This is a genomic window from Paenibacillus sp. FSL H7-0940 (assembly GCF_037979415.1).
In the GTDB taxonomy this organism is placed as follows: domain Bacteria; phylum Bacillota; class Bacilli; order Paenibacillales; family Paenibacillaceae; genus Paenibacillus; species Paenibacillus amylolyticus.
The window spans coordinates 5252587-5264827 of the sequence record NZ_CP150280.1 but is presented as its reverse complement, the minus strand read 5'-3'; the positions used below and the strand labels follow the sequence as shown (position 1 = coordinate 5264827).

Annotated in this window: 12 protein-coding genes; 9 read left to right on the top strand and 3 right to left on the bottom strand. The window is 45.1% G+C overall.

Features of this window, described 5'->3' with window-relative positions:
• Positions 1 to 112 precede the first annotated feature (112 nt).
• Together MHB71_RS23155 and MHB71_RS23150 are read left to right on the top strand one after the other, a co-directional pair.
• Complete coding sequence (locus MHB71_RS23155; protein ID WP_036673091.1) at positions 113 to 676, top strand: hypothetical protein; 564 nt, start codon at positions 113 to 115, stop codon at positions 674 to 676.
• Positions 673 to 1083: a DUF2000 family protein gene (locus MHB71_RS23150; protein WP_127548030.1), complete on the top strand. Its 411-nt coding sequence runs from the start codon at positions 673 to 675 to the stop codon at positions 1081 to 1083. The genes MHB71_RS23155 and MHB71_RS23150 overlap by 4 nt, the downstream gene beginning before the upstream one ends.
• A gap of 122 nt (positions 1084 to 1205) precedes the next feature.
• On the opposite strand, the gene MHB71_RS23145 is transcribed toward MHB71_RS23150, so the two are convergent.
• Entirely contained in the window at positions 1206 to 2420 is a 1215-nt protein-coding gene (locus tag MHB71_RS23145) for an MFS transporter (RefSeq protein ID WP_036616595.1), read from the bottom strand.
• A gap of 281 nt (positions 2421 to 2701) precedes the next feature.
• Between MHB71_RS23145 and MHB71_RS23140 the strand changes: the two genes are divergently transcribed.
• Positions 2702 to 3286 carry a TetR/AcrR family transcriptional regulator gene (locus MHB71_RS23140; RefSeq protein WP_340027821.1) on the top strand — a complete coding sequence of 195 codons (585 nt, stop codon included), beginning with the start codon at positions 2702 to 2704 and terminating at the stop codon, positions 3284 to 3286.
• A gap of 101 nt (positions 3287 to 3387) precedes the next feature.
• On the opposite strand, the gene MHB71_RS23135 is transcribed toward MHB71_RS23140, so the two are convergent.
• Entirely contained in the window at positions 3388 to 4512 is a 1125-nt protein-coding gene (locus tag MHB71_RS23135; RefSeq protein ID WP_340027820.1) for an LLM class flavin-dependent oxidoreductase, read from the bottom strand.
• A gap of 264 nt (positions 4513 to 4776) precedes the next feature.
• Here MHB71_RS23135 and MHB71_RS23130 point away from each other — a divergent pair, with 264 nt between their 5' ends.
• Both MHB71_RS23130 and MHB71_RS23125 read left to right on the top strand, forming a co-directional pair.
• Positions 4777 to 6162: a transcriptional regulator gene (locus MHB71_RS23130; protein ID WP_340027819.1), complete on the top strand. Its 1386-nt coding sequence runs from the start codon at positions 4777 to 4779 to the stop codon at positions 6160 to 6162.
• Positions 6163 to 6417: 255 nt separating this feature from the next.
• A complete protein-coding gene (locus MHB71_RS23125; RefSeq protein ID WP_340027818.1) occupies positions 6418 to 6939 on the top strand; it encodes a helix-turn-helix transcriptional regulator in 522 nt (173 codons plus the stop codon).
• A 152-nt stretch (positions 6940 to 7091) separates the two neighbouring features.
• On the opposite strand, the gene MHB71_RS23120 is transcribed toward MHB71_RS23125, so the two are convergent.
• Entirely contained in the window at positions 7092 to 7208 is a 117-nt protein-coding gene (locus MHB71_RS23120; protein WP_222592206.1) for a putative holin-like toxin, read from the bottom strand.
• 588 nt (positions 7209 to 7796) lie between these two features.
• On the opposite strand from MHB71_RS23120, the gene MHB71_RS23115 reads away from it, so the two are divergent.
• From MHB71_RS23115 to MHB71_RS23100, 4 genes are all read left to right on the top strand, one after another.
• On the top strand, positions 7797 to 7985 hold the full coding sequence (locus MHB71_RS23115; RefSeq protein WP_339190179.1) for an aspartyl-phosphate phosphatase Spo0E family protein: 189 nt from the start codon (positions 7797 to 7799) through the stop codon (positions 7983 to 7985).
• A 242-nt stretch (positions 7986 to 8227) separates the two neighbouring features.
• Positions 8228 to 10051: a sensor histidine kinase gene (locus MHB71_RS23110; RefSeq protein WP_340027817.1), complete on the top strand. Its 1824-nt coding sequence runs from the start codon at positions 8228 to 8230 to the stop codon at positions 10049 to 10051.
• Positions 10052 to 10056: 5 nt separating this feature from the next.
• Positions 10057 to 10824, top strand: a complete 768-nt coding sequence (locus MHB71_RS23105; RefSeq protein WP_340027816.1) for a response regulator — start codon at positions 10057 to 10059, stop codon at positions 10822 to 10824.
• Positions 10825 to 10927: 103 nt separating this feature from the next.
• Positions 10928 to 12223 (top strand): sugar ABC transporter substrate-binding protein, encoded by a 1296-nt coding sequence (locus MHB71_RS23100; protein WP_340027815.1) that lies wholly within the window; start codon positions 10928 to 10930, stop codon positions 12221 to 12223.
• The last annotated feature ends 18 nt before the right edge of the window (positions 12224 to 12241 follow it).

Here is a 12241-nt window from a genome sequence, read left to right as displayed (position 1 = left end):
AATATGAACCAAAATACATATTTATGATGCGTTAAAGTGTTAATTGACAATAGGAAATTTTTGGTATACGATCTTTAGCGGATTAGAAATAAAAAGGAGGAAATAGAAATAAATGGAGATCGTTAAAGAGAAATATGCCATACTGGGAACGCTGGGAGACGATGAAGGATTCCTGACTTGCAGCATGCATATCGCGAAAAAGCTAGGCAACTCGGAACGTATCAAGCCATACCCTGAATTTGAAGCGGCTGCGGAAGACTTGAGATCAGGGATCATATCCTGCTTGCTGGTCCCCGGGGCGTATCCCAAGCTCAACAGCTTTATCATGGATTCTGAACTAGCGGTGTCTGAGAGCTTTGTGGAGAAAATTCCTGCGCTGGTTCTATCCGGCTTCCATGCGGTATGTCCCGATCAGATCGATATTATCTATCATCATCCAGCAACCACTTACTTGTTATCTGAACTTGATACAACCTATAGAGAGAACAGCACCGTATCGTCCAACCCTGAAGCTTGCAGGAAGGTCATGCACAACACGGAGAAGTCCATTGCGCTCACGAATCAGCTATGCGCTGATCATTACGGGCTTGTGACCTACAAAGTATTGCGTGAGGGAATCAATATGCCATGGGTATGTTTTACACAAAATACACAGAGGGTGAATACAGTCATATGAAAAGAATTGCTATTATACTGGATAAAAATCTGGAACCTGGCGCCGCCGCAAATGTGGCTGCTCTGTTAATGGGACAAGCAGCCCTGAATGAGCCGGAGTTATATTCTGATCAACCTGTGCTGGATCATAGCGGCGTTCAGCATGCGGGCATCCGATATAGCACTGTCATTCTGAAGGCCGGGGAGAATCAACTGATCAATCTGGCCAAACTCTGCTCAGATGACAGCGGGGGACTGAGCCATGTTGTTTTTTCACAGACAGGCCAGTCGCTCAACAATGCCTTTGAACAATATGCAGTTGAGATTGCTTCGATGGAATTGGAAGCTACCAAAGTGGTAGGTGTCATTGTATGGGGCGAGGATGATCAAGTTAGGGCAGCGACCAAAAAATTCAGTGTCATGAAATAAGGGAAAAGGGCAGAAGCGGATCTTTAGAGATCACTCTGCCCTTCTTTATATATGAAAGAATTGTTATAGAGGTTGTTCAAAAGTCCGATTTTGATTAGGAAGGATGCCTGAAGGCATCGCACTTATAGATGTTTGCTGACAACGGCAGCTTTCTTTTCCGTAAAGTAATACACCAAAGCGAGCAGCGGCATAATCAGGCCAATTAGCGTTGTGAGACTCCAGCCTCCGTTAGCATAAGACCAGCTTCCAAGGGATGAACCAATCGCACCGCCGACAAAAAAGATCGACATGAATATGCCATTCACACGTCCTCTCGCTTCACTTCCTAAGGAGTAGATAATGCGTTGACCCAGCACCAGATTTCCCGAGACAGCCATATCCAGTGTGATCGCGACGATCACAAGCAGTATCAGTGCTAACGTGGAGTGACTCTGGAACGCATAAGCAAGACCAAACGAAGCAGCAGCGATCACCATGGCAGCACCCGTCAGAATACGTGTTAATCCGCGATCAGCCAGTCTCCCGGCAATAGGAGCGGCAATAGCACCTCCGACACCAGCCAGTGCGAACCAGGCAATGCCTTGCTGTGACATGTCAAAATCGTTAGCGAGCCTGAGCGGAACCGTAGTCCAGAACAAGCTGAAAGCACCAAACAGACTGGCCTGATAGAACGCCCGGCGGCGCAGCAGCGGCATCGTTCTGAACAGTGTGCCCAAGGACACGATTAATTGCCCGTATTTCAAGGTGGGTTCAGGCTGGCGAGCAGGAAGAGCACGTGATAGGAGCAGCATTAGAAGTGTTATGACAATGGCGGAGAATACAAAGACCGTCTGCCATCCGAAGAGGCTGGTGATAAAGCTTGCGACAGGACGAGCCAGCATGATGCCCAGCAACAGACCACTCATTACATTGCCAACAACCCGTCCGCGCTGTTCCTCGGAAGTAAGATATGTCGCATAGGGCACCAGAATTTGAGCGACAACAGAACCTATACCAATGAACAGAGAGGCAGTCAGAAATACAACAGCTGTAGGTGAGAAAGCCGCAGCAATCAGGGCAACAACCAGTACGATGAGGAAAAGAACGACCAGGCGTCGATTCTCGGTAATGTCACTGAGCGGCACGATAAACAGCAGACCAATGACATAACCAATCTGAGTCAACGTTACGATCAATCCGGCAGCGGCAGAAGACAGACCCGTTGTCATGCTGATCGGACCGATAACGGTCTGAGCATAATACAAATTTGCCACGATCAATCCACAAGCTGATGCCAGCAAAAAAATAATCCAGGTGGGTACAGGTGCCTTCTTCACTTGTTGTCTCATATCCATCATAATCATCCTCCACAGTTCTAAATTGGTATTCCCAATAAACAGGTGATATTTAAAAACGTTAATTACTAAACGGTGTGTTCACTAATTATAAATATATAATAAACTAAACGTATAGTATTGTAAATAGGCTCAACATATTTTAATGAGAAAGTTAATGAGGATGAAAAGGTGAGCGTAGGATGGAATTGTATGTACTCATGGCAGTTTAGTATAATGAACGTATCGTTTTTATGAAAAATACTGATGATTAAATATATTTTATACATCCAGGAGGGCTCAAGATGACTGCCAAAAGAGGACGTCCGCGTAACATGGAAACCCAGAATGCCATTCTTACAGCATCGTATGAGTTGTTGTTGGAGCACGGATTCGGGGTGGTTACAATCGAGAAGATTGCTGAACGTGCACAGGTGAGCAAAGCCACTATCTATAAATGGTGGCCGAATAAAGGCGCTGTCATTATGGACGGATATATGTCTGCTGCAACGGCAAGATTGCCAGTGCCGGATACAGGGTCGGTATTGGAGGATATACGCATACATGCGAGTAATCTGGTTCGTTTTTTGACCAGTCGGGAAGGAAAAGTGATTACACAGATTATTGGGGAAGGGCAGTCGGATGAAGGGCTTGCCGAAGAATACCGTACAAGATACATCCAACCACGTCGACGTGAAGCTCGGGGAATTCTGGAGAAGGGTGTGGAGCGCGGCGAATTAAAGAGTGGGACGGACATTGGATTATACATTGATCTGATCTATGGACCGGTGTTCTATCGTATGTTAGTGACGGGGGAAGCGATGGATGATGCGTTTGTAGATCTGATGCTCCGTTCATTGTTGGAAGGCATTCAGTCCAAGAAGAAATAGGGATAGCCACGATACAAGTGGGAGGAAGAGGGAAGAGGGAAGAGGGCGATTCGTAGGAATCACCCTGGAAGGAGCACATGTATATTGTACGTGGGAGATTGTTAGACCTGGAATATAGGTGAGATGGCTGTGGGCCACGAATCTGTAACATTAGAGGAAAGGAAGGATGAGTGCTGGGTTAACACCGGGGGTTCATTCCATACCGAACTGGGCAGCTCGCGGCGTAATATAGGGGCAACTTCCTTGGCAAAACGCTCCACTTGCTCCAGTTGCTCGCTATGCGTCAGTCCATCTACGCTGATACTCAGCACCTGATGTCCGTAAGCGGCATGATAGTCCAGAATTTTCTCAATGACCTGTTCCGGACTGCCAATTAACGCAGGACCTCGTGCAATGTTATCCTCCAGATCGGTGAAGGGCGACTGGTTATGCTGTGCGGCGGCGGTGGCATGGAACGCTTCATAATATGGCTTATAACGACGAATGGCTTCTTCGCCCGTATCCGCAAGATAGAGACTGCCGGCACCAGAGCCAATCACTGCTTGCTGCGGATCATGACCATAATAATTGAGGCGTTCCCGATAATGATCAATTAAAGCTTTGTATTTGGCTTGCGGATGGAAAGAATTCGACGTAAATAGCGGCTCGCCATATTTGGCAGCGAGTTCCGTCGAGACCATGCTGGACGCGCTACCATGCCAGATCGGGATGGATTGCTGAAGCGGCCTGGGCCACGTGGTCACTCCCTCAAGCGGAGGGCGATACGTTCCCTGCCAGGTTACATTCTCTTCAGACCACAGCCGTCTTAGCAAATGATAGCGTTCATCGAGTGAGTCCCATTGTTCCTCTTCGCGTATGCCAAACAGCGGATAGTGCCGAGGGTCATTGCCTTTCCCGATGATCATCTCCAGCCGTCCGCCCGATAATTGATCCAACGTGGCATAATCCTCGGCAACCCGGACTGGATCAAGTATACTAAGAACAGTGACGGTGGTTAGTAACCGAATGCGTGTGGTTGCTGCGGCTATTGCGGTTAATACGACAGGTGGCGAGGAAGATAGAAAAGGCGCACCGTGTCGTTCACCGATCCCATAGGCATCGAATCCCAGTCGTTCAGCCAGCTTCGCTTGCTCTAATATATTGTGGAATTTCTGCTGAGTTGTCAGAGCTTCCCCGGTTACGGCATTAGGCAGATTCATCATGAGACTAAACAAGGCAAATTTCATCTGACCTTCTCCTCGAACTGAATTGATAGTATCTGTGTCGTATAATCCTATTGAAATAGTAGGATATGTAAGTTGAATTAAATGTATCACGTTCTCACGGATTCTTCTAATGGATTTTTTCTATAAGCGGGAACAGCGAGGCTTCCTTGCATAAATGTGAAGGGAATTGCCACGATTTTTATTGACCGCTGTAAAATTTAGGATTAAAATTGTGCTTATCATATAAATTCAAAATTATGGATTTTCATTGTGGAGGTGGGATACATGGAACCTACAACTACGATACGCTCATATATTGAGGACTACATCAGGAAACAGGGGTACACCCTGCAGTATTTTGCCGATATATCGGGAGTTAACGCTGGAACGCTTAGCGCAATTATTAAGGGGACTCGGCCCATCGCTATGGCGCAACTGGATCTGATTACCCAAGGCATGAAGCTGGAAGAGGGGTATTTCTACGAGATTTATGGGGCTGAATGTTTCGTGGAATCGGCACCTCATTGGAGGAGACTGGAACCTTTCCTGCAACGCTGTGCTGAATTGGACAAGCTGGAATGTATTCATAAGGTTATCCAGGAAGTGACGGATGATCGCTCGTATATCTCGGAGTTGTTTGAGATGGCGGAAGGCATGCTTGAACGTGGACAGACGAAGGCTGCACGGATGTTGTACGAATGTGTGGCGGAGTGTGAGAAATATCAACACTCGGAACGTCTGGCTCTGTGCCAGTATCGCATCTTCACGTTGTCTCTCGGTCAGAATCAACATGATAACCTGCGGGCCGCTGTGCACTTTGAGCCATATATTAATCGGCTGGATGAGGAACGACAACTGGATGCGATTAAGGATTTGGGGAATACGTATCTCGCCCTGAGGTATTGGGACAAGGTAATTGATCTGGCTGAAGAATTAGATCAGAAAACGAAAATTTTGCAGTCATATACAAAGAAAAAAATAGACAAAAGTGATAGACTTACCGCCTATCCTTTGTTCGTATATAGAGCTTATTCCAATTTGCTTAAATCAATGTCATGTGAAAGGCAGGGACGTTATGAAGAGGCTTTGCACTATACAGAACTCTATGCCAAGCTTGCTAAAGTCTCTGAACCGGATGAAGAAGATCAGATTTTTATTGATAAATTTGCTGGTTGGACAGAAGCCAATACTTATTTATATACATTAATGATAGGTGATTTCAATGTTTTACCTGCTTACGTGGAATTTATTGAACAAAATGAAGATGAAATTTTACCTGCAATAGTTAATATTTTAGAAGCGGCTAATAAGTTTGAACAAAATATTGATGAGATTTTGTATAAGTTTAGTGATCGAATTAACTCGGAAATTAACCATTCAAAAGGATATACAGAACAGATGAAAAGTGAAATGTATGCTGCATTTTTGTTAGAAAGTTCTCTCTATCACTTGAATCGTCATGAATATCGAGAGGGTTTGAAGCAGCTTATACACTGCTTAGCAGAATCTATAAGATTAAATAATCAAACAGATGTCATTCATTGTATTTCCTTATATGAAAAGTACAAAAGCATGGGCAACACTGAAATTGAGCATCAATACAAACTTATAATGATGGAGGTTCAGAAATCTTATGAAAAAAAAGAAAATCTTCTATGTAATCTTGCTTAGTTTTATGATTATTAATTTTGGTGGAATTGGTAATTTTGATAGTGATGTAATTATACAAATGTTAGCTTATCATCATGGTGGAGGCAGTCTATAACAGTCAGAGATATATTAAATTGTCAATGAGGTTTACTTTCAAGTATTGAGAGTAAGCTTTTTTTGTATTTTCATAGATTGACCAATGTAAAATACAGGATTAAAATAACATTTATTATATGTTATTGAATTATAAGTGATTTAGGTGACGGAGGTGTGATAGTGGAATTGGTTCCTACAATAAGAGCACATATTGAGAAATATATGAGAGAACAAAATCTCAAGTTGCAGCATTTTTCCGATATTACAGGAATTAATGTTGGGACATTAAGTGCTATTCTTAAAGGCAACAGGCCAATGTCTATGAACCAACTGAATCAGATTACTTCTGTTATGGGATTAGAGAAAGGGTATTTTTATGAGAGTTATGGGGTTGAATCCTTCATAGAATCTTCGCCCCACTGGAGACGTTTGGAGCCATATCTATATGAGTGTGCTGAGCTTTGTAAGCTGGATTGTATACAACAAGTCATCACTCATGTAACGGACGAACGATCCTATTCAGAAGAGTTATTTGCTGTAGCTGAAAGCTTTTTTGCCAAAGGATTCAATAAAGAGGAACTTATTTTATTTGAATGTGTGGCAGACAGGATGCGCTTAAAGATTAAGCGAACCTTTATGCAACAACCATGCTTATACCCCTTCCCTTCTACTCCAAAAATGAGCGACAATAATTACCAGTAAAGAGTTAACTTCTGCAACAAACTGTGCTAAACTGGAGATAATAAAAAAAGAGCAAGGATGCGCGAACATCCCTACTCTTTACAACAGCCGCTTCTAAGGGCGGTGGCTGTGCATAGGTAGCTGAAATAGACCATTACCTTAGCTGGGGCGGTCTATTTCTTTTTGTTTTGATTATTTAAGGCAATGACAATAGTTACAATCAGTCCAATCAAGGTTACAATGAACCCCGCAAAACTGATCATCAATGTCAATACCGTTTCAATCGCCACAGGCATCACCTCCTTTGCAGGAGACTAGCCGACCACCCATATTAGCCATTCTGTTGATAGGAATATTATACCATACTTACTATTATGGTGGATACCGTTGCAGCGATCAGAACACATCTGATTTATATGTCTAGTGATTGCAATCGACAACAGTGGGTTTACTTCATCAGTATAAGTATAATTTCAGAATTAGTGGGCCTGATAGACCATACGTTTCTTGATTCAATATACCAACTGCAGGGGTTATTTTAGTTCCTTTAACCTTGAAGGCCAAAGATATGTTTCGTTTTTTCTCTACTCTGACCACTCAAACCAGATTGTCGTGAACAATGAACCCTATGTAGATGAAGAGATGAGTCCGGCTGAGATCAGTAATCTTTAAGCGGATCATATGAGGCGTTTACTCAAACGGGAGATGGCATCAATCCTGACTTAGCTTTTTTGAGGCAGGTAAAGTAGGGAGATATAAATTAATTTTTGTTTTATGAAAACCACCTTTGCAAACAATCAATTAGTTCTGCAAAGGAATATAATATGAATTTTTTGGCAATGTATCCTAAAATGTTATACAAAGAGGGGGTGCATGCTATGAATGAACCGAAGCAGATCAAAGATAAAATCGAACGAAATAGGCATGAGTTAAGTCGTTTGGCGGAGAATCATGGCATGCAGGACAACAAAGTCCTCCGACAGTCCATGGTACTGGACGAGCTTATTAATGAATATAATCGATTCAAATATAAAAGCCATCTCGGGAACAGACAACCGATTGCATAATGCAGTCGGTTTTTTTGTTTAATTAGTGTTCTATAGAAATAGTGTAGTCGACTGTAGCGATACAGTCGGCTTTTTGGCGTTCATCCTGAAACCTATGCGGATAACTTGAAATTCCGTACCAATTCCAGGATTGGCAGGATAGCGAATGATCATTAAAACTGGATATGATGACCCCAGTTATATCCAGATTGATCTGTGAAGGGGGCTCATACAATGATCGGGAGAGGGAGGGATGAACGGAAATGATGGACAAGGTACGCATTTTTTTCGGAAAAAATGTAAACCTGCGGACCAAGTTGCTCCTGTTGTTCCTGGCGCTGACGTTGCTGCCGCTATGTTTACAGGGAGTGATGAACTACAAGCATTTCTCGCAGACGATGGATCGCAAGACCGAGCAGTTCACCATTGATATGGTTCGCCAGATTAACGCCAATCTGAATCGGCTGCTGAAGGACTTTGAGCGGTTGTCGCTCTTGCCGCTTTACGATCAGATGGTGCTTGGCATTCTAGGGAAATACAACGCTTCAATGGGGTCGGGAACATGGGCGAGGTCGGAGGATTATCTGAAAATGAAGCTTTACACATCGGGTCAAGCTTATGACCGGCCCGAGATTCGGGGAATTCACCTGATCAGCAACAGCGGCATTTTGTTCTCCAATCTCGATTCACTGGCGGTCAAGCCGGTATGGGACAGCAGGCAGGATGACTGGTTTGCAGAGCTTGAAGACTCGGAAGGGACATGGCGCCTGCTTCCTCCGCATCAACCCGACTATTACACGGGTGGTCAGCAAGAATCGTATATATCGGTGGGCAGAGTGCTTCGAGATCCGGGAACGCTCCAGCGATTGGGTTACATTTTGATTGACATTCGTCTGGAGGCTTTCGGTCAACTGTTATCCAATCTGAATTATGAGCAAGATGCAAGTCTGATGATTGTAGACAGCAAGCAGCGTCTGCTGTTCGAACGGACCTCAATCGGAGGGATGTCTGCGTACGACCAGTTGCTAATGCAGGGACAGCTTCAAAGCTATGCAGGAAACCAAAAAGTTATTCTGGATGGGCAGTCTTATCTCTATGTACAACATCATTCCAGCTATTCCGGGCTTTCGGTGATCAGTCTTACACCTATTGCTGTGATTCAAAAGGAGTCGGGTGAGATGCTCACCTTCACAATATGGTTCGCTGTGTTATGTATGGCGGGTATAGCGATTCTGGCGGTTCTGTTATCTTATCGTATCACCCGGCCGCTGATTCGACTGAAGCACCACATGATTCGGGTGGAGCAGGGAGATTTTAGCCAGCGTGTATCACACTTCAGCAGTGATGAATTCGGACAGATTAGCCGGGGCTTTAACCGAATGATGGAAGAGATTCATCGACTGTTCAATGAGGTGTTTCTGCTGGGCATTCAAGAGCGGGAGGCAGAGTTGTCAGCGTTACAAAGCCAGATGAATCCCCATTTTATATACAACACGCTGGAGTCCATTAACATGATGGCCATTCGCCAGAAGCATGCTGAGGTATCAGACATGGTGACGGCGCTTGGCAAGCTGCTGCGCTATACGATTGATAAGGTGGACCGGATGGTTCCATTTGGGGAAGAACTTGCTTTTGTACAATCCTATGTACGCATTCAGCAGGTACGTTACGACGGCAAGTTAGAGATTATCTATGACATCGAAGAAGCAATAACGGAGTATTTGATTCCCAAGCTGGTACTGCAACCGCTGGTGGAAAATGCAGTATACCATGGCATTGAAGGGCAGGAAAATGGAGGAGTAATCTGGGTATCTGCCTTGAAATTCGACCATGAGCTGCTGATTAGCGTGCGAGACAACGGTAAGGGTATGACTCAGGCAAAGATTGACGAGTTAAATGAGTCCATATCAAAACAGCCATCCAATGAGGCATTACGTTGCCATGCCGGGGACAGTCTGGGGCTTAACAATATCGCTCAGAGGCTTCGCCTCATGTATGGAGAAGGCGGCAGCCTAAGCATTGATGGGAGTCCCGGGCAGGGCCTGGTGGTCACGATATCCATTCAACTTCTACCGAAAGGGGATTGAAGCGCATGTATAAAGTATTGCTTGTAGAGGATGAGACGGTCATCCGTCAGGGACTGAGGGAACTGATCGTACAAGTGTCTTCTCAGTTTCAGGTAACGGGCGAAGCATCGAGCGGTACCGAGGCGCTGGATTTTCTGAGATGTGAGGTGCCGGACGTGATAATCACGGATATCCGCATGCGTGAAATGGACGGACTAACTTTGGTAAGCAAAGCAAGAGACATGTACCCTGAATTGCTAATGCTCATCATTAGCGGCTACGGCGAGTTTGAATATGCACGCAGAGCGATGGAGTTCGGGGTGTTGAACTACCTGTTGAAGCCCATCGATCGTTATGAACTGGCATTATGCATACAAAAGATTCAATTGCTGCTGGATCGCAGATACGGTATTACAACTCTTTCTATCCCTGAGCCATCTGGCAAAACAGAACACGCTGGTGGAGATACACGGAAGATTATCCGAGATGTGAAGGAGCACATCAAGCAACATCCCGATGGAGATCTGCGACTTCAGACGATAGCAGATCTCGTTAACTTGAACCCTACTTATTTAAGCCAGTTGTTCAAGAACGAAATAGGCATCAATTATTCCGAATACATCACGGAGGCACGTATGGAGCGGGCCAAGTGGTTGCTGATCAACACGGGTCTCAAAATCTATGATGTGGCACGGTTATCCGGGCATCAGAGCCCCAAACACTTCATGTTGGTGTTCAAGCAGCAGGTGGGATGGACCGCGGGAGAGTATCGAGACCGATTCAGTATCTCTTGAAAAACCATACCATTTCTGTAGTTGACGTGATTTTAGGGGGAACGACGCTTTCGTTATACTTTGGTTGCACATGTATACCACGACGTCCATAAGGGGGATTTCCATGAAAAAAGCAGGACTGATACTGGTGTTTATACTCATGATGATGGCTTCAGTCGCGTGCACAAGCTCCAATTCCGGCAGTGAATCTGGCAGTTCAAGCGGAGAGAATGGAGAGGTCGAGCTGAAGTTCATGATGTGGGGCAATCAGGCGCATATGGATGTATACAACAAGTTGATTGATGACTTCACAAAGGAAAATCCAGGCATCAAAGTAACGATGGAATCCGTACCTTTCGCAGAATACCAGCAAAAAATCTCGGTGCTTGCTGCCGGAGGCTCTCTTCCCGATCTCGCATGGGTATCGGAGCGAATGGTGCCGCAATTCAAGTCCAATCACATTCTGGCTGATGTATCCGAGTTCAAGGATGATGCACAGTTTAAGCTGGATGATTATATTCCAAGTACATTGGATTTGTTCCGTGATGGCGATGAACTGCTGGGACTACCTTTTTCTACACCTCCGGTGGTCATGTTTTACAATAAAACGCTGTTCGACAAGGCCGGCCTGACTGATCCAAACACACTTGCCACCCAAGGACAATGGACATGGGAACAGTTCGAAGAGTCCGCCAAAGCCATTACCAGCAAGGATGCGACTAACCGAGTCTATGGTGCCAACTTTTTTCGCGACTGGAAGACCTGGGCGGTGCTTTCCTCCTATTCCTGGTCCAATGGAAGCGGTCCATTCGACGAAGACATGACAACGTTTACCTGGAACGATGCCTATGGCGTACAGACCTTTGAATTGCTGGAACGCATGATGTTCACTGATGAATCACACCCGAAGGCGGGTGAGCAAGTCAGCTTCGATGCGGGTAATGTGGGCATGTTCTTTGATAATTACAGCTATGTTTCCAAAGCAAGAGAAATTACGGATTTTGAATGGAGCATCGCTCCTATGCCTTCCGGTTCTCAAGGCAGTGTGCCGATGCTGGGGCAGGCCGGATATGCCATGTTCAACGACAGCAAACATCCAGAGGAAACGAAGAAACTGTTGAAGTATTTTGCCAGTGAGCAGGGGATTCAGGCGACAGCCACCTACTTTGTGCCTCCGCGTACCTCTGTTCTGAACTCAGATGCATTCATTCTTCAGCCGAATAACCCGAGCAAAGAGCATATCGTGCAGGCGGTCATTGATGAAATGCCCAAAGCGCGCTTAATCCCCGGTCATATCCGTTGGCAGGATATCGACAATGCGGTATTGCAGGGATTTGACCGACTATTTGCAAAGACAACGACAGCTGAGGATAACCTGAAACAAATGCAGGAAGAGATCCAAAGCGTGTTGCAACCCTAAGTCATTTGATCGAAACCG